Below are 18,402 nucleotides of genomic sequence, written 5' to 3'. Positions count from 1 at the left end.
CGCACACCGCGCGCGACGCGTCGGGGCCACGCTCACCGCCACGCGCGTGCTCGTGCCGATCCTCGCCGTCGGCCGGCGGCACGCCTACCAGGTCCGCCTCGAGACGCCCACCGACGCGCGGGTCGAGCTGACCGACCTGCTGCACCTCGACGCCGAAGAGGTACCGGTGCCGACACTCGTGCACGTGCCTGCGGGTCGCGCCGCACGCGTCCCGCTGTCGGTGCGGCCGACCAGCCGGGGGCGCTTCGACGCCGGCGACCTCATCACCAGAACGCGGTCCCCCTGGGGTGCCTGGGACCATCAGCGGCGCCATCGACAGGTGGGGACGGTGCGGGTGTTTCCGGACATCGGCGGCGCCGCGGGCGGCGCGCTCGAGACCGCCGATCTGCGCGTGCCGCCGGCCGGTGCCCGTCGAGCGCCCCGGCGGGGACACGGACTCGAGTTCAAGGAACTGCGCGACTACCGCGAGGGCGATGCGCTGCGCCTCGTCGACTGGAAGGCGACGGCGCGGCGTGGCCGTCCGATCACGCGCGAGTACGAGGATCAGCGCGATCAGCAGGTGCTGCTGGTGCTCGACTGCGGCGTGCGGATGCGGGCGCGCGACGACGCCCTGTCGCATTTCGACCACGTGCTGAACGCGGCGCTGCGCCTGGCCGCGGTGGCGCTGGTGCAGGGTGATGCGGTCGGCTGTGCGACGATCGCGCACGATCAGCCGCGCATGCTGTTGCCCCGGAAGTCCAGGGCCGCCCTCGGACGGCTCGTGCAGGGGCTGTACGATCTGCAGCCGGGACACCGGGTGCCCGATTACCTGGCCGATGCCCGTCTGCTGCTCGACCGCCTGCGCCGCCACAGTCTCGTCGTCTTCCTCACGACCCTGCGCGACGAGGACGAACCGGAGCTGCTGGCGGCGACGCACCTGCTCCGACGCCGGCACCGGGTCACGGTCGCGAGCGTGCGCGAGACCGTCATCGACGACCTGCAGCAGGCGCCGATCGTGACGGAAGACGATGCGGCGCGCTGGGCCAGTGCGCTCGAGTACGGCCAGGCCCGTGCCCGTGTCGTGGGACGTCTGCGCCAGCGGGGCGTGGACGTGATGGACGTGCCGCCGCGCCAGTTGTCGAGTGCGCTGGCGGCCCATTATTGGCGCCTCAAGCGCGCCGGGACGATGTGAGCATGCCCGTCGACAATCCGTTCAGTCCCCCATCGGCCACCCTCGACGCGCCCGGCATCCGGTTGCCTGGTGCGTTCATTCCGGACGGCCGCGTAGTGCCCGCAGGCCATGGCTGGCAGTGGATGCGCGAGGGGCTGGCCACCTTCGGCGCGGCCCCGTTCACCTGGCTGGGCATCACCGTGCTGTTCCTCGGTCTCGGCGCCGCCATCAGCATCATTCCGCTGGTGAGCCTGCTCTGGAACGTCGCCTTCCCCATCGGCCTGGGCGGCCTGATGATGGGCTGCCAGGCCATGGCCGAACAGCGTCCACTCGAGGTGCGCCACCTGTTCGCCGGCATGGAGACGCCGCGCCTGCAGCCGCTGGCCATGCTCGGCGTGCTCTACCTCGCCGGCAGCATCCTGCTGATCGTGGTGCTCGCGATCGTCGGCATCGGGGTGGCCTTTGGCGTCATCGCCGTCGTCGGCCAGGAACAGATCGACGCCCAGCCGCTGCTCATCGGCGCTGGCATCGTGCTGCTGTCGCTGGTGGTGATGGCGGCCGTCATGGTGCTGTCGATGACCATGTGGTTCTCACCGGCGCTGGTCGCCCTGATCGGACTGCCGGCGCTCGACGCGATGCGCATGAGCCTGCGTGCCTCGATGCGCAACATGCTGCCGTTCCTCGTCTATGGCCTTTCGATCCTCGGCGTGTTGCTGGTGGCGGCCGCAGCCGGGGCCGGCTTCATGCTGGCGTTCGGCCTGGCGGTGCCGTCGCTGGAGATCGGGTGGGCAGGCGCTGGCATCGGCGCGGTCGTCGTCGCCGGCCTGGTCGGGATGGTGTTTGCGCCGAGCATGTGGGGCGCCATGTATGCCAGCTATCGCGACGTCTTCGTCGCGTGACGCGTCCGGGGCGCGGCCGCCCCGGACGCCTGCGATCGACACGATTCGCCTCGTCGAAACCCCCGAGGGCTGCCAGCTCACCCTGCGCATCGCCGGCCCGCTGGCGCGGGCGCGGGCGTGGCTGGTGGACCTGGCGATCCGCATGTTCCTCTACATGGCGGGCGCGTCGGCGTTGTCGACGTTCGGCTCGATGGGCACGGGGCTGATCCTGATCCTCGTCTTCCTGCTCGAATGGGCGTACCCGGTCGTCTTCGAGATCTGGCGTGACGGGCAGACCCCCGGCAAGCGCATGTGCCACCTGGCCGTGGTGCACGCCGACGGCACGCCGGTCGGCACGTCAGCGGCGATCGTGCGCAACATCGTGCGGGCGGTCGACTTCCTGCCCGTCGGGTATGTCGTGGGCCTGATCACCATGCTGTGCGCCGGATCGGGCCGGCGGCTGGGCGACCTGGCCGCGGGGACCGTGGTGGTGCACACCGACGGCGCTCGGGTCCTGACGCCGCGCACGTGGACCGACGGCGCGGCCGACCACCTGCCTCTGCCGCTGTCGGCCGCCGAACGGCGCGCCGTCGTGGACTTCGCCACGCGACTGCCCCGCCTGTCGCCCGCGCGCGCCGAGGAACTCGCTCGCACCGCCACGCCGCTGGTGGACGGCGTCGGCGAGGGTGAGGCGGCGGCGCGACTGGTCCGGCTCGCCAACACGATTGCCGGCCGCGCCACCGACACGTAACGCGTCACCGGCGCACGTCGGCCACGAGCACGGCGCGACGCGTGGCCGGCTCGATGACCAGCGACGCCATCAGCAGGCAGGCGGCGAGACCGGCCGTGATCACGGCCGGCACCAGCCGCTGATCGGCCGCCATCAGCGCGAGCCCGCCGAGCCCGAGGGCGTAGACCACATCCACCGCCGTCAGGACCGGCCACCAGTGGCGGCGGGTCGCCGCCACGTGCTGCGGGTAGTGCCTGCTGCTGAACCACAGATGCAGGCGGAGGGATGTGGCGATGGCGGCCAGGCAGACGACGGCGAGGTAGACCGATGCGCGCCAGCGGGCCGGCAGCGGGCTCGTCACCAGCCAGGCGGGCCACAGGAGCCCGACGTACAGCGTCGCAGTGACGGCGTGATGGACATCCCACCAGCGCGGGGTCTGCGGCGCTGCGGGGGCGGCTGGAGTGGCGTCCGCCCGTGCGAGCGTCGGCGCGCCCGCCGCGTCCAGTGCGTCGACGGCCTCACGCATCGACGCGAATCGATCGCCCGGCTGCCTGGCGAGACACCGGTGGACCATCGTCACGTCAGCCACCGTCAAGTCCGGCGCCACTGTGGCGAGCAGCGGTGGTTCGTCCCGCAGCAGGCGCGCCCAGACGCCGGCGATGGGGCCATCGCCGAACGGGAGCCGCCCGCTGGCCGCCTCGTACAGGACCAGGCCGTAGGCGAACTGATCGGAGAGCGCCGTGGCTGGCGCCCCCTCGAGTTGCTCGGGGGCCTGCGCCAGCGGTGTGCCGGAGACGTGCCCTGGCTGGGTCAGGCGGGTCTCGCCGCCCTCGGCCTGCCCGAGGGCAATCCCGAAATCGACGAGCCGCAGACCGTCACGTCCGAGCACGATGTTGCTGGCCTTCACGTCGCGGTGGACGACCTGCGCCGCATGGGCCGCCACGAGCGCCTCGCCAAGGGCACGGGCCACCTCGCGCCAGCGAGCGCGCGGCAGCGGACCCGAGTCGCGCAGCACATCGGCGAGCGTGGGCCCCTCGATGTACTCGGAGACGATGACGAGGGCGTCGCCGATCTCCTCGAGGGCGTGGACCGACAGGATGTGCGGATGACGCAGACCGGCGGCCGTGCGGGCCTCGCGCTGCAGGCGGGCGCGCGCCGCCGCGTCGCGTGCAGTTGCGGCGGGCAGCACCTTGAGCGTCACGCGTCGCCCGAGTCTCGTGTCGACGGCGACGTAGAGCACGCCCATGCCGCCACGCGCGAGCAGACGCTCGATGCGGTAGGGGCCGAGCGATTCGCCAGGGGCGAAGGCGTGCCCACCCGCCTGGTCCAGCAGATCCACGGGTTGCACGCGCGCGCCCCGCTCGAGGAAGGCATCGTCGCGGTCGGCGCCGAGCAGTGCGAGCACCTCTCGCCTGATCGCCTCGTCATCAGGGCAACGGGCCATGAGGAACGCACCGCGCTCGTCGAGCGGCAGGTCGCGCGCCTCGCCGAACAGGGTCGTGACGCGGGCCCAGTCGGCCGGCGTCACGCGGGCGCCTCCGGCTCGAGCCGGCGGCGCAACCACGCCCGCGCGAGCGCCCAGTCCCGCTTGGCCGTCGCCGGGGCGACGGCCAAGGCCTCGGCGGCTTCCTCGATCGTCAGGCCGCCGAAGTAGCGCAACTCGACCAGCCGCGCCTGCCGGGGTTCGAGCGTCGCCAGCACCTCGAGGGCCTCGTCGAGCGCCTCGACGTCAGGATCACTCGCCGGGTGCACGGCCGCATCGTCGACGAGCGTCACACGCAGGTGATCGCCGCCCCGCTTCAGCGCACGATGGGCGCGCGCCTGCTCGACCAGGATCTGGCGCATGGCGTTGGCAGCGATGGCGCAGAAATGCGCGCGGTTCTGCCAGGAGGTGTTGGCCTCGCGCAGCAATCGGACGTAGGCCTCGTGAACGAGCGCCGTCGGTTGCAGCGTGAGGTCCGGCCGTTCGCCACGCACGTAGTGCCCGGCGAGTCGTCGCAGTTCCTGGTAGACCTCTGGCCACAGGGCGTCGAGGGCCTCCTGCCCGCGCATCCGTGTCGCGTCGCTGTCCTGCCCGGCCACGCCGCATTGTAAGCACGACCGGACGCATCGGGCGATGGGCCGCCGCGTCAGGGCGACGTGGGCGTAGAATTCGCTCCTGGCACCACGCGTGCCGACAACAAGGAGCAGGTATGGGCGACAAGGGCGGCAAGAAGGACAAGGAAAAGGGCAAGCAGCAAGCGGCGAAAAAGCAGAAGGACGAGGCGCAGCGCGCGTCGGACAAGAAGGTGAAGCGGGCGCCGTAGGGTCTAATGCAGGGACATGCTCGCTGACACCACTCTCGAATTGCTGGGCTGGGACGACAGCTGGCGTGACGTCTGGGCCGCCCACCACCGCGACGGCGACGAGCGCCTGCCAGCGCGAGTCATCGTCGAGAGCCAGCACATCTATCGCGTCCACACCGGCGAGGACGAAGTGCTGGCCCGAGTCACCGGCCGCGTGCGACACAAGCTGGGGTCACGCGAGGCGTTCCCGGCCGTCGGCGACTGGGTCGCGCTCAAGCGCGCCGGCCCCAACGACGAGATGGGGCGCATCGTCGACGTCCTGCCGCGCCGGGGCCGTTTCGTGCGCAAAGTGGCGGGCACCACCAGCGAAGCACAGGTCGTGGCCGCCAACGTCGACGTGGTGTTCCTCGTCAGTGGTCTCGACCACGACTTCAACGTGCGGCGCATCGAACGCTACCTGCTGGCGGCGCTCGATGGCGGCGCGGCACCCGTCATCGTCCTCAACAAGGCCGATCTGCCGCGCGACATCGAGGGCGTCCGCAGGGAACTGGGCCCGGTGGCCGGGCGGGTGCCGATCGAGTTGGTCAGCGCCAGGTCCGGCGCCGGCATGGACGCCCTGCGCGGGCACATCGGGCTGGGCCGCACCGCCGCCTTTCTCGGATCGTCCGGCGTCGGCAAGTCGACGCTGATCAACCGCCTGGTCGGCACCGAGGCTCAGCGCACCGCCGAGGTCCGCGAGAGCGACAGCCGCGGGCGCCACACGACGACGCATCGCGAACTCGTCGTGCTGCCGGGCGGTGGGCTGCTGATCGACACGCCGGGCATGCGCGAGTTGCAGTTGTGGGAGGTCTCGAGTGGACTGGACGACGCGTTCGACGACATCACGTCGCTCGGCGTCGACTGCCGCTTCCGCGACTGCACGCACGACACCGAGCCCGGGTGCGCCGTGAAGCTGGCCGTGGCCGAGGGCCGACTCTCGGCCGACCGCCACGGCAACTACCTGCGCCTGCGCAAGGAAGTGCGCAGCAAGCCCGTCGACGAAGCCGACATCAAGGCCGCCGCCGAGCGCGCCCGCGAGGCGCGCGTGGCGTCGAAGGCCTTGAAGAAGCTGTACGCCAACGGGCTCAAGGGTCAGGGCTGAAGGCGTTCGGCGGCCTGTCAGCCGTTCATCGGCACCTTGCGCATGGGCAGGTCGCGCAGGCGCTTGCCCGTAGCCGCGAAGATGGCGTTGGCGATGGCGGGCATGATCACCGGCACCCCGGGTTCGCCGACGCCGGCCGGCGGTGCGGTGCTCTTCACCACGTGCACGTGCGTCTCCTTCGGCGCGTTGTCCTGACGCGCGAGGATGTAGTTGGCGAAGTTGGTCTGATCGATCCGCCCCTCACGCGCGGTGATCTCGCTGAGCAGCGCGATGCTCGTGCCGAAGACCGCAGCGCCCTCGAACTGCGAGGCCACGCGGTCCGGACTGACGATGGTGCCGGCGTCCACCGCGACGTCCACGCGCGGGATCTTCACCTGCCCGCGCGCGTTGACCTCCACCTCCACCACGGCCGCGATGTAGCTGAAGAAGCTGTAATGCGCCGCGATGCCCAGCGCCCGCCCCGGCGCCGCGGGCTTCTTCGCCCAGTCGGACTTCTCGGCGACGAGTTCGATGACCCGACGCAGGCGCGCCGTGTCGAAGGGGTGCTGCGGATTCGCCCGGACGCCCTTCGCCCCTTCGGCGGCGAGATCGATCACGCGCGGCTGCCCGATGATCCTGAGCAGGTACTCGACGCGATCGGCCTTCGCCAGCGCCGCGAGTTCGTCGGTGAAGCTCTGCACCGCGAAGGCGTGATGGATGTGCGCCACCGATCGCAGCCAGCCGATGCGGACGTGTGCCGGCGCCGGGTTGTTCTCGACGCGCAGGTTGGCAATCGGATACGGCAGGTCGGTGAAGCCCATGTTGACCTGCCCGCCGCCGTACTGCTCCTTCTCGTCGAAGGTCGATCCGATGGGCGGGAAGGCCGTGCGCTGCAACCATGCCGTCGGCAGTCCATCGGGGCCAATCGCGGCCTTCAGGTACTGCGCGGACGGGGCGTGGAAGAAGTCGAACTGCAGGTCGTCCTCACGCGTCCAGACGACCTTGACCGGCTTGCCGACCTGCCGCGCGAGCAGCGCGGCTTCGGCGGCGTAGTCGGGTTTGGACTTGCGCCCGAACCCGCCGCCGAGCAGCGTCACGTGGCACGTCACGTCCTCGGGCGTGATGCCGAGCGCCTGCGCCACCGTGTCCTGCACGGCCTGCGGATTCTGCGTGCAGGTCCAGATCTCCGCCTTGCCGCCGGTCACTTCGGCCACCGCCATCGGCGGCTCCATCGGCGCGTGGGCCAGCATCGGCGTGTAGTAGGTCGCCTCGTGCGTCGGCCCGACCCCGATGGTGGCGTCGACGTTGCCCTGCGTGCGGACGACGCGTCCCGGCGTGTGGACGACGTCGACCAGGGTCTTGCGGAACGTGGCGGAGTCGAACGAGGCGTTCGGGCTCGCCGACCACTGCGCGTTCAGGGCCTTGCGCCCCTGCAGCGTGGCCCACGTGCTGGTGCCGAGGACGGCGACGCCCCCGAGCGGTTTGAACCCGAAGGGCGCCGTCGCTTCGGCCAGCTTCACGACGTCGGTCACCCCTGCCACCTTGCGCGCCGCGCCATCGTCCAGCGACGTCAGCGTGCTGCCGAGGACCGGCGGGCGGACGATGGAGGCCAGCAGCATGCCTGGTCGCTCGACATCGGCCCCGTACACGGCCTGCCCCTTGACGATGGCCTCCAGATCGACCGAGGGCATCGGCGTGCCGACGTAGCGGTAGGCCTCGGCCTTCTTGAACTGGAGCGATGCCGCGTCGGGCACCGGCAGGGTGCGGGCGGTGGCCACGAGATCGCCGAAGCCGAGCGAACGCCCGCTGGCGCCATGGACGACGGCGTGGTTGCGGGCCGCGACCTCGGCGACCGGCACGTTCCACGTCTTCGCGGCGGCCTGCTCGAGCATCGTGCGCGCCGTGGCGCCTGCGACGCGCATGGGCTCGTAGAAGTCGCGAATCGAGCACGAGCCGTCGGTGTTCTGCGAGCCGTACTTCTTGTCACCGAGGGCCTGCACGAGGGTCACCCGCGCCCAGTCGGCGTCGAGTTCGTCGGCGACCACCAGCGGCAGCGACGTCCGGATGCCCGTGCCCATCTCCGAGCGGTGCGCGATGATGCGCACGAGGCCATCGGGCAGGATCGCCAGGTAGACGCCGGGTTCCCACGGCCCCTGCGCGAGGGCGTCCTGGGAGAACACCGACACGGGGACGAGCCTCGTGCCGAGCACGAACGCGCCGGTGGCGGCGGCGCTGCCGAGGAAGGCGCGGCGGGACAGCATGGTCGAACTCATCCCTGCCTCCCCGCGGCCTGCGCGTCCTTGATGGCGGCGCGAATCCGCTGGTAGGTGCCGCAGCGGCAGAGGATGCCGTCCATGTAGCTCTCGATCTGTGCCTCGGTGGCATTGGGCCGGGTCGCCAGCAGCGCCGCGGCCTGCATGATCTGCCCACTCTGGCAGTAGCCGCACTGCGGCACCTGATGGGCCTTCCAGGCCGTCTGCAGCGGATGCTCCGCGCCGGCCGGCGCGAGCCCCTCGATCGTGGTGATCTTCTTGCCCGCGACGAGCGAGACCGCGGTGGCGCACGACCGGATGGGGCGCCCATCCATGTGCACGGTGCAGGCGCCGCACAGGCCGATGCCGCACGAGTACTTCGTGCCGGTCAGCTTGAGCGTGTCGCGCAACACCCAGAGCAGGGGCGTCTGGGGATCACCCTCGAACGTGCGGGGTTCCCCATTGACGACGAGCGCGATCGTCGAGGTGGTGGCTGAAGAGGTCTGGGACATGCGCGGACCAGTTTACCGCCGGACCGCGGCAGCGCGCGCGTGCTAGTGCACGCCTTGCCCGACCTGCAGGCTGCCCGGCTCGGCACCGAGGCGCCGGATGGCCTGGTCCCACATCTCGTCGGCGGGCGTGTCGAAGATCAGCGCGGGGTCGACGTCGACGGTGAGCCAGGCCGACGCGGCCAGTTCGTGGTCGAGCTGTCCGGGGCCCCATCCGGCATACCCGGTCAGGACGCGGGCGCGCGACGGCATCGCCTCGATGACCCGACGCAGCAGTTCGATCGACGTCGAGAGATAGAGCCCGGGCGCCACTTCGGTCTGCGCCTGCTCGTCCACGGATTCGCCGAGCAGGATCCAGCCGCGCTGGGGTTCGACGGGCCCGCCGGTCCACAGCAGCGGGCCGACGTGCCCCTCGAGCGGTGGCTCGAAGGCGACGGCCTCCGCGGCGGCGGTGGTCGTCGGGCGGTTGAGCACGAGGCCGAAGGCCCCGTCGGTGGTGTGCTCGCACAGGAGCACGACGGTGCGGTCGAAATTCTCGTCCTGCATCTGCGGCATCGACAGGAGGAGGGTGGGCGCGAGGCTCGAGGATTCCGGTGACGCGCTCATGGATCGATTTTACATAACCGGGCGGATTCGCTTCCGGGCCCACGCGATGTGCGCGATCACGACGGGGTGCGCGAACGACGGGTCGGTGGCCGGGTCGCGGTCCTCGTGCAGGGCGGCTCGCGCGGCCGCGTCGCCGCTGGCGGCGATGGCGAGCGCCAGGTTGCGGCGCAGGCGCCAGACCTTCGTGCGGTACATGGGGCTGTGGCGGATCGACACCTGCAACGCATCGTCTGACGCCTGCCACAACTGTGCGAGCGTGGACTCGCGCCAGAGCGGACGCGCCACCCACACCGGGTCGTCGGTCATCGGCGCGCCGCTGTTCCACGGGCACACGTCCTGGCACAGGTCACAGCCGTAGACCTGCGATCCCACCCAGTCGCGCGCATGCGGCGCAATCCCCTCGTGCGATTCGATGGTGATGTAGGACAGGCAGCGCGTGGCATCCACGACGTAGGGCTCGACGATGGCCTGCGTGGGACAGACGTCGAGGCAACGCGTGCAGGTGCCGCAGCGGTCGGGCACGGGCGTGCCAGTCGGCAGGTCGAGCGTGGTCAGGATGACCGAGAGGAAGAGCCAGGATCCGAGGTCCTGATTGATCAGGCAGGTGTGCTTGCCAATCCACCCGAGCCCCGCGGCCGCCGCCAGGGCCTTCTCCTGCACCGGACCGGTGTCCACGTAGCCGACGGCCTCGAAGGGCGCGCCGGCGTGTTCCTTCAGCCAGCCAAGCAGCAGGTGCTGCCGACGCCCGAGGACCTCGTGATAGTCCTCGCCCCAGGCGTAGCGCGCGATGCGGGCCACCCCCGCCGTGTCGCGGGCCTGCGAGAGGGGCGCGTCGGTGTGGTAGAGGGTGCCCGTCACGATGGCCGACCTCGCGCCGGGCAGCACCTGCGTCGGGTCCAGTCGCGCCTCGACGCTGCGGGTGAGGTAGTGGAGATCGCCGGCATAGCCCTTCGCGACCCACGCACGCAGGTAGTCGAGGCGCGCCACGTCGGTCACCGGTGCGATGCCGCACAGGTCGAAGCCGAGCGTCAGCGCGTGGTCACGGAGGGAGTCAACGGAGAACACGGACGGCCTTCGTCATGCGGCCTTCGGCCTTCGAACTGCAGCGACTGCCGCCAATGTTGAAAATGCCGAGAATGCCGCGACATTGGCGGCATTCCCGGCATTCCCGGCATTCCGTCCGTCGTGCGTCAGCGAGTGGCGGCGGCGTCAGCCGCGCGCCACGAGCTGCCGCACGACGTACGGCAGGATGCCGCCGTGGCGGTACGCCGTGAGCTCCTCGGGCGTGTCGACGCGAACGCGCACGGCGAAGGTCTTCGTCGTGCCGTCCTCGGCGCGGGCCGTGATCGACAGTACGCCGCGCGGCGTGAGCGATGCGAGCGCGATGTCGAAGACCTCGCGGCCCGACAGGCCGAGACTGGCCGCGCTCTCGCCGTCCTTGAACTGCAGCGGCAGCACGCCCATGTTGACGAGGTTGCTGCGGTGGATGCGCTCGAAGCTCTCGGCGATCACCGCACGGACGCCGAGCAACCGCGTGCCCTTGGCCGCCCAGTCCCGCGACGACCCCGACCCGTACTCCTTGCCGGCGATGACCATCAGCGGCACACCGGCCTGCTGATACTGCATCGACGCGTCGTAGATGCTCATCTGCTCGTCACCGGGCAGGTAGAGCGTCACGCCGCCCTCGGTGCCGGGGGCGATCTGGTTGCGCAGGCGGATGTTGGCGAACGTGCCGCGCATCATCACCTCGTGATGGCCGCGGCGCGCCCCGTACTGGTTGAAGTCCTTCGGCTGCACGCCGTTGGCGATGAGGTACTTGCCCGCCGGACTGTCGGCCTTGATCGACCCGGCCGGCGAGATGTGGTCGGTCGTCACGCTGTCGCCGAGCAGCGCCAGCACGCGCGCCCCCGCCACGTCGGTGATGGGCGCCGGCTCGAGCTCCATCCCGTCGAAGTAGGGCGGGTTGGCGATGTAGGTCGAGTCCGCCTTCCAGGCGAAGCGGTCGCCCTCGGGGGCCGGCAGCTGCTGCCAGCGCTCGTCGCCCTTGAACACGTCCGCGTACCGGCGCTGGTACATCTCCGACTGCACGGCCGCCAGCATCGTCTGCTGGATCTCCTGCTGCGTCGGCCAGATGTCCTTGAGATAGACATCGGCGCCGTCGCGGCCCGTGCCGAGCGGCTCCTTCGTGATGTCGACCTTCAGGCTGCCCGCCAGCGCGTACGCCACGACCAGGGGCGGCGAGGCGAGGTAGTTGGCGCGCACCTGCGGCTGGATGCGGCCCTCGAAGTTGCGGTTGCCGCTGAGCACCGAGCAGACCACGAGGTCCTTCTCGTCGATCAGGGCCGAGACGTCGTCCGGGAGCGGTCCGCTGTTGCCGATGCAGGTGGTGCAGCCGTAGCCGACGAGGTTGAAGCCCAGCGCATCGAGGTAGGTGTTGAGGCCCGACTTCTCGTAGTACTCGGTGACGACCTGCGACCCGGGCGCGAGCGATGTCTTGACCCAGGGCTTGCTGGTGAGCCCCTTCTCCACCGCCTTCTTGGCGACGAGGCCGGCCGCAATCATCACGCTCGGGTTCGACGTGTTGGTGCAACTCGTGATCGCCGCCACGACCACGGCGCCGTGGTCGAACTCGCTGGCCCACACGGGGGCCTGCACGGCCACTGCCGCCGCCGCGCCACCGCCCGACCCCTTCTTCTTCGGCTCGGCGAGCATGGCGTCGAGTGACTTACCGAAGGACCCCTTGGCGTCCTTGAGCGGCACGCGGTCCTGCGGGCGACGCGGACCGGCCAGGCTCGGCTCTACCGTCGACAGGTCGAGCTCGATGGCGTTGGTGTACTCCGGATCGACGGTGTCCTCGGTCCGGTAGAGCCCCTGGGCCTTCGCGTAGGCCTCGACGAGGGCGACCTGCGCCTCGGAGCGGCCGGTGAGCCGCAGGAACTCGAGCGTCATGTCGTCGATCGGGAAGACGGCGATGGTCGAGCCGTACTCCGGCGACATGTTGCCGATGGTGGCGCGGTCGGCGATGGTCAGGTGGCTGAGACCATTGCCGTAGAACTCGACGAACTTGCCGACGACACCGTGCTTGCGCAGCCGCTCGGTGATCGTCAGCACGAGGTCGGTGGCGGTGATCCCCTCCTGCAGCTTGCCGGTCAGCTTGAAGCCGACCACATCGGGAATCAGCATCGACGAGGGCTGGCCGAGCATCGCGGCCTCGGCCTCGATGCCGCCGACGCCCCACCCCACCACGCCGAGGCCGTTGACCATCGTCGTGTGCGAGTCGGTGCCGAACAGCGTGTCGGGATAGGCGAACGTCTGGCCATCGACGTTCTCGCGGCAGACGACGCGCGCGAGGTATTCGACGTTGACCTGATGGACGATGCCGGTGCCCGGCGGCACCACGCGGAAGTTGGCCAGCGCGTTCTGGCCCCAGCGCAGGAACTCGTAGCGCTCGCCGTTGCGCTGGTACTCGAGTTCGACGTTGAGCGCGAAGCTGTTGGCGCCGCCGAAGTGGTCGACCTGCACCGAATGATCGATGACCAGCTCGACCGGCTGCATCGGGTTCACCCGCGAGGGGTCGCCGCCCAGCTTGACGACACCGTCGCGCATCGCGGCGAGGTCGACCACCGCCGGCACCCCGGTGAAGTCCTGCAGCAGCACCCGGGCCGGCATGAACGCAATCTCGCGCTCGGCGCCGCTCCGGACGTCCCACCCCGCCAGCGTCGCCACGTCGTCCTTCTTGACGAACGCGCTGTCCTCGCGCCGCAGCAGGTTCTCCAGCAGGATCCGCAGCGAGTACGGCAGCCTGGCCACCCCCGGGAACCCCGCGGCCTCAAGGGCCGGCAGGCTGTAGTAGTGCACGGTCTCACTGCCGACTGTCAGGGTACGTCGCGTCTTGAAGGAGTCGATGGACATCGGGGCGATCCTATCAAACGAACCCTGTCAAAGAAGAAAAGGGCGAAAAGCGCAAAAAGGGCAAAACGACAGAACCGAAGGGGGAAGGGCGAAGAAAGAAGGCGGAAGGTCGGAGACTTTGGCCTTTGGGTCTTTCCGTCCCTTGCCCTTCGGTGGTGTCGTTTTGCCCTGTTGGCCCTTTTTGCCCGTTCTTCTTTGTCAGGTCGACCTGCCTGGCTCACCCCTGTCGGCGCGCCAGGATCTGGTCGACGACGACGATGGTGACGACGACGAGGCCGACGATGAGGCGGTCGTAGAAGGTGGCGCCGGGGATCTGGGGCAGCGCGTTGCGCAGGACGCCGAAGATGAGGGTGCCGAGGACGGCGCCGACGACCGAGCCGCGGCCGCCGGACAGGCTCGCCCCGCCGACCACGGCCGAGGCGATGATGTCGAGCTCGTAGCCGGTCGCGAGGTCGGCCTTGCCCTGCCCCTGCCCGAGGATCAGGATCACGCCCGACAGCGAGGCGAGGACCGCCGAGACCAGGTAGACCATCGTCTTGATGCGGCCGACCTGGATGCCGGTGTAGCGGGCGGCGGTTTCGTTGCCGCCCACGGCGAACACGGCACGCCCGGCCTGCACGTGCCGCATGAACAGCTGGAAGACGACCGTCAGCAGGACCATGACGATCGGCGCAATCCAGTCCAGCGGCACGCCGAGCGGGGCCCAGTTCGGCGGAATGCGCGCCGAGACGTCGAAGAACCGCCCCTCGGTGACGATGTAGGCCAGCCCGCGCGTGATGCCCATCACGCCCAGGGTGGCGATGAAGGGGGGCAGGCGGACGAGCACCACCAGCGCCGCACTGAGACCACCGGCGAGGACGCCGACGCCGAGGCCGGCCAGAATCGAGGCCGGGAGCGACCACTGCGCCTCGAGGTACTGGTGACCGAGCACGACGGAGGTGAGCGCGATCACCGCGCCGGGCGCGAGGTCGACGCCGCCCGAGATGATGACCATCGAGGCGCCGACGGCCGCGATGCCGTAGATCGCCGAGTACTTGAGGATCAGCAGCCCGTTCTCGCCGTTGACGAACGGATGCCGGCCTCCGCCCTCGGGCCAGAGGTACCAGGCGAAGAAGGCGATCTCGGCCAGCAGGATGAACAGCGTGCTGAGTTCACGGGTCCGCCAGACGGCCTTCCAGGCGGCGCTCATGCCGCGTCGCTCTCGTCGGCGCGGGTGGCCAGGTGCATCACGTCTTCCTCGGAAGCCCCGCGCAGCAGCTCGCCCTGCACCCGGCCCTGCTTGAGGACCACGATGCGATCGGCGAGCGCGAGCAGCTCGGGCAGGTCACTGGACACGACGAGACAGCCCATCCCGAGGGCGGCCTCCTCGCGAATCAGGTGATGGATGTCGTGCTTGGCTCCCACGTCGACGCCCTTGGTGGGCTCGTCGAGGAGCAGGATGCGCGGGGCCGTGAGCAGCCACTTGGCCAGCACGACCTTCTGCTGGTTGCCGCCGCTGAGGCTGTCGGGCGGCACGTCGATGGACGCCGCCTTGATGCCCCAGCGCGTCAGCAGGGCCTCGCACTCGGCCCGTTCACGCCCGAGCGGCCGCACCCAGCCGTCACGCGCGGCTTCACGCCCGAGCAGCAGGTTCTCGCTGATGGGCAGGTTGAAGAAGAGGCCCTGCGACTGGCGCATCTCGGGCTGCAGCACCACGCCGCGTCGGATGGCGTCGGCCGGCGCCTGCGGCGCAAACGCCGCATCGTCGACGCGGATCGTGCCGGCGTCGGCGCGATAGAGGCCGAAGATGGTCTCGACCACTTCGGTCCGGCCGGCGCCGATCAGCCCGAACAGGCCGACGATCTCCCCTTCGTGGACCTGGAGATCGACGTCGCTGAAGTACGGCCGACGCGTCAGACCGCGCACGTCGAGACGCACGCGGTCGCCGACCTTGCCTTCGCCATGCCCGGTTTCGAGGTCGCGGCCGACCATGGCGCGCACGATGTCCTGCGGCGACTTGCCCTCGAGCGGCCAGGTGCCGACGTGCTGCCCGTCGCGGAGGACCGACACGGTCTTGCAGAGGCGAAACACCTCCGGCAGGCGGTGCGAGACGTAGATGAGCGTCACGCCGCGGCTGCGGAGCTGTTCGAGCACCGTGAACAGATGGTCCACCTCGGAGTCGGTCAGCGACGTGGTGGGTTCGTCGAGGATGAGGACCTCGCACTTGAACGCAAGCGCCCGGGCCACCTGCAGCAGCTGCTGCTGGGCGGCGCTCAGGTGGGCCACGGTCGTGGAGGGATCGATGTGCAGGTGGAGATGCGCCAGCAGCGCCGCAGCCCGCTCGTGCATGGCGCGGCGATCGACGAACCAGCCGCGCCGCACCTCATGGCCAGCGAAGATGTTCTCCGCGACGTCGAGATTGGGGAACAGCAGGGTTTCCTGATGGACCAGGCCGATGCCGGCGGCCAGCGCCGCGCGCGGATCCGCGAGGTCGACCGGGCTGCCGTTGCGCAGCAGGCGTCCGCCGTCGGGCCGGTGGATGCCGGCCGCAATCTTCATGAGGGTGCTCTTGCCGGCGCCGTTCTCGCCCATCAGAGCGTGGGCATCGCCGGCGGCGACCGACAGGCTGACGCCACGCAGGGCCTTCACGCCGCCGAAGGCCTTGCTCACGTCCTCGAACGCCAGTGCACTCATCTGGTCGGGCCTATTGGCCCCGTTCGAGCTTGTTCCACTCGGCGAGGTAGGCGTCCACGTTGGCGCGATTGACGACGTCGACGCCGGAGTCGATCACCTTCTCGGTGGGCATCCGGCCGGCCGTGATCTCGGACAGCAGGCGGACGGCTTCGCTGCCCCAGCCGAAGTACTTCTGTCCGACGAGCGTGTGGACCTTGCCGGCCTTGAGCAGTTCGGGCGCCGGCGGAATCGTGTCGAAGCTGAAGACGCGGGTCCGGGCGGTGTCGACGGGCTCGAGCGCGTTGCGGGTCATGATCGGCCAGCCGCCCACCGAAATCCAGGCATCCAGGTCGGGATACCGGTTGGTGGCCGTCGCGATGATCTCGCCGGCGCGGACGATGTCCTCCTTGACGTCGAAGGTCTCGACCACGGTGATGCCGGGCTGCTGCTTCAGGATGTCGTTGACGCCGTCGAGCCGGCGCTGCAGGTTGTAGCTGCCGAGGCTCGTCATGAGGGCGACCTTGCCCTTGTTGCCGAGCGCCGTCAGCGCCTCGGTGGCGAGGCGCTGGCCGGCCTTGAAGTCGTCGACGCCGTAGTAGGCCATCCGCTGCGAGGTCGGCGCATCGGCGTCCCACGTGATGACCGGGATGCCGGCCGCGATGGCCTTGTCGATCACCGGCGCCAGGAAGTCGCCGTTGGTGCACGAGATGGCGATGCCGTCGACGCGCTGCGAGATGAACGACTCGAGCACTTCCTTCTGGCGCAGCTGATCGGCCGACTCGGGGGCGCGCCAGATGACCTCGATGTTGCCCAGTTCCTTGGCCTTGCGCTCCGCGCCGATGCGGGCGTAGTTGAAGACCGGGATGTCGAGCGCCTTGGGGATGATGGCGAAGCGCAGCGTCTTCTTGGCAGCCGGATCCGGGGCGGAACCGCCGCCGCAGGCCGCCGTGAGCACGCCGAGGCACAGGATGAGCGCGAGTCGTCGCATGGGCAATCTCGGCCAGACCTCCGTGTCACGCCGACAGGCGCGAGCGAACCACCACGGATTCCAGCGTGCGCGGATTGTATAGCAAAGGGTCGGCCGGCCGGACAGTGCGGTACGCTGTCGGCCGTGACTCGCCGCGACTTCCTCGCCTCCTCCGCTCCCGCGGTCGCGCTGACCCTCGCCGGCAGCACGGGCGCCACGGCCCAACCCGGGGGCGCCGCCCGTCAACTGTACGAGTTGCGTCGCTACCGCATCCGTGTCGGCCACATGCGCGACACGACGCGCGCGTATCTGAAGGATGCGCTGCTGCCAGCACTCGGGCGCCTCGGCCTCGGACCGATCGGCATGTTCGACGTGACGACGGGCGAGCCGCCGACCGCCGTGGTGCTGATTCCGCACCCCTCGGCAGACTCGGCCGTGACCGTCGGCCGCCGGCTCGCCGCCGACGCGGCCTACGTCAAGGCCGCCGAGCCGTTCTACAACGCCCCAGCCGACCGTCCGGCGTTCGATCGTGTCGAGAGCTCCCTGCTGGTCGCCTTCGAGGGGATGCCACAGTTGCAGGCACCCGACACCACCAAGCCGCGCATCTTCGAACTGCGCCGCTACGAGGGCCCGAGCGAGGCCGCCAGCCTGAAGAAGATCGAGATGTTCGATACGGGCGGCGAACTGGCCATCTTCAGGAAGGTGGGCTTCCGGCCGGTGTTCTTCGGCCAGGCCCTCTACGGCGTGCGCCTGCCGCAGTTCGAGTACATGCTGACCTACGCGAGCATGGCCGAGCGCGAGACCCAGTGGACGGCCTTCCGTAACGATCCGGACTGGAAGGTGCTGTCGCAAAAGGAGGAGTACCGCGACGCCGCCATCATGTCGGGCGCCACCTCCACCTACCTGGCGCCGCAGCCGTGGTCGCAGCTCTGAGCGACGGGCGCTGACGCGCCCGTCGCTCAGAGCAATTCAGAATTCAAAGTTCAGAATGAAGCGCAGCTCGGGCAACGCCATGCTCCGCGGCAGGGCAGGTCGCGGCAGCTCGGGGCACCGCCACGCTCCGGCAATTCAGAATTCACATTCAGAATGAAGCGCAGCTCGGAGCAGTGCCAGGCTCCGTGGGAGGCCGGCGAACGCCGACTTGCGCACCCGTGACGGTGGTGTTCCCGTGAGTGGCGATGCTGGCCCCGCGCTTCATTGTGAACGTTGAATTTTGAATTGCTCCTACGCCTGCTTGGCCCGCCGGGCCCGATCGGCCGCCACGGCGAGGACGATGATGATGCCGATGATGATCTCCTGCACGTAGTTCGGCCAGCCCATCTGCTGGGATCCGTTGCGCAG

General features: G+C 70.0%; 15 protein-coding genes. 5 read left to right on the top strand and 10 right to left on the bottom strand.

Features of this window, described 5'->3' with window-relative positions; translation table 11 throughout:
* From Q0C41_RS22125 to Q0C41_RS22115, 3 genes are all read left to right on the top strand, one after another.
* The coding region (locus Q0C41_RS22125; protein ID WP_291987529.1) for a DUF58 domain-containing protein at positions 1-1,171 on the top strand (1,171 nt) is incomplete at its 5' end.
* 2 nt (positions 1,172-1,173) lie between these two features.
* Positions 1,174-2,049: a BPSS1780 family membrane protein gene (locus Q0C41_RS22120; protein WP_291987528.1), complete on the top strand. Its 876-nt coding sequence runs from the start codon at positions 1,174-1,176 to the stop codon at positions 2,047-2,049.
* Complete coding sequence (locus Q0C41_RS22115) at positions 2,018-2,779, top strand: RDD family protein (RefSeq protein ID WP_291987527.1); 762 nt, start codon at positions 2,018-2,020, stop codon at positions 2,777-2,779. The genes Q0C41_RS22120 and Q0C41_RS22115 overlap by 32 nt, the downstream gene beginning before the upstream one ends.
* Positions 2,780-2,783: 4 nt before the next feature.
* Here Q0C41_RS22115 and Q0C41_RS22110 read toward each other — a convergent pair whose 3' ends face one another.
* Together Q0C41_RS22110 and Q0C41_RS22105 are read right to left on the bottom strand one after the other, a co-directional pair.
* Complete coding sequence (locus tag Q0C41_RS22110) at positions 2,784-4,286, bottom strand: serine/threonine-protein kinase (protein WP_291987526.1); 1,503 nt, start codon at positions 4,284-4,286, stop codon at positions 2,784-2,786.
* Entirely contained in the window at positions 4,283-4,840 is a 558-nt protein-coding gene (locus tag Q0C41_RS22105; protein WP_291987525.1) for an ECF-type sigma factor, read from the bottom strand. The genes Q0C41_RS22110 and Q0C41_RS22105 overlap by 4 nt, the downstream gene beginning before the upstream one ends.
* Positions 4,841-5,080: 240 nt before the next feature.
* Here Q0C41_RS22105 and rsgA point away from each other — a divergent pair, with 240 nt between their 5' ends.
* Positions 5,081-6,184, top strand: a complete 1,104-nt coding sequence (gene rsgA / locus Q0C41_RS22100) for a ribosome small subunit-dependent GTPase A (RefSeq protein WP_291987524.1) — start codon at positions 5,081-5,083, stop codon at positions 6,182-6,184.
* 17 nt (positions 6,185-6,201) lie between these two features.
* Here rsgA and Q0C41_RS22095 read toward each other — a convergent pair whose 3' ends face one another.
* The 8 genes from Q0C41_RS22095 to Q0C41_RS22060 all read right to left on the bottom strand — a co-directional run bounded on the left by Q0C41_RS22095 (position 6,202) and on the right by Q0C41_RS22060 (position 17,082).
* The gene (locus tag Q0C41_RS22095; protein ID WP_291987523.1) at positions 6,202-8,436 is read right to left on the bottom strand and encodes a molybdopterin cofactor-binding domain-containing protein; all 2,235 of its coding nucleotides are present in this window, start codon (positions 8,434-8,436) and stop codon (positions 6,202-6,204) included.
* On the bottom strand, positions 8,433-8,927 hold the full coding sequence (locus Q0C41_RS22090) for a (2Fe-2S)-binding protein (protein ID WP_291987522.1): 495 nt from the start codon (positions 8,925-8,927) through the stop codon (positions 8,433-8,435). The genes Q0C41_RS22095 and Q0C41_RS22090 overlap by 4 nt, the downstream gene beginning before the upstream one ends.
* Positions 8,928-8,969: 42 nt before the next feature.
* Positions 8,970-9,530: a YqgE/AlgH family protein gene (locus tag Q0C41_RS22085; RefSeq protein WP_291987521.1), complete on the bottom strand. Its 561-nt coding sequence runs from the start codon at positions 9,528-9,530 to the stop codon at positions 8,970-8,972.
* Between the two features lie 9 nt (positions 9,531-9,539).
* A complete protein-coding gene (gene queG, locus Q0C41_RS22080; protein ID WP_291987520.1) occupies positions 9,540-10,595 on the bottom strand; it encodes a tRNA epoxyqueuosine(34) reductase QueG in 1,056 nt (351 codons plus the stop codon).
* A gap of 144 nt (positions 10,596-10,739) precedes the next feature.
* Positions 10,740-13,442, bottom strand: a complete 2,703-nt coding sequence (acnA, locus tag Q0C41_RS22075; RefSeq protein WP_291987519.1) for an aconitate hydratase AcnA — start codon at positions 13,440-13,442, stop codon at positions 10,740-10,742.
* A 217-nt stretch (positions 13,443-13,659) separates the two neighbouring features.
* Positions 13,660-14,631: an ABC transporter permease gene (locus tag Q0C41_RS22070; RefSeq protein ID WP_291987518.1), complete on the bottom strand. Its 972-nt coding sequence runs from the start codon at positions 14,629-14,631 to the stop codon at positions 13,660-13,662.
* Positions 14,628-16,115, bottom strand: a complete 1,488-nt coding sequence (locus tag Q0C41_RS22065) for a sugar ABC transporter ATP-binding protein (RefSeq protein ID WP_291987517.1) — start codon at positions 16,113-16,115, stop codon at positions 14,628-14,630. The genes Q0C41_RS22070 and Q0C41_RS22065 overlap by 4 nt, the downstream gene beginning before the upstream one ends.
* Before the next feature lie 10 nt (positions 16,116-16,125).
* The gene (locus tag Q0C41_RS22060) at positions 16,126-17,082 is read right to left on the bottom strand and encodes a substrate-binding domain-containing protein (protein ID WP_291987516.1); all 957 of its coding nucleotides are present in this window, start codon (positions 17,080-17,082) and stop codon (positions 16,126-16,128) included.
* A gap of 123 nt (positions 17,083-17,205) precedes the next feature.
* Between Q0C41_RS22060 and Q0C41_RS22055 the strand changes: the two genes are divergently transcribed.
* Positions 17,206-17,994, top strand: a complete 789-nt coding sequence (locus Q0C41_RS22055; protein WP_291987515.1) for an NIPSNAP family protein — start codon at positions 17,206-17,208, stop codon at positions 17,992-17,994.
* The last annotated feature ends 408 nt before the right edge of the window (positions 17,995-18,402 follow it).

Source organism: Luteitalea sp. (assembly GCF_022842525.1).
Lineage (GTDB): Bacteria > Acidobacteriota > Vicinamibacteria > Vicinamibacterales > Vicinamibacteraceae > Luteitalea.
This window is presented reverse-complemented; position numbering and strand designations above follow the sequence as displayed.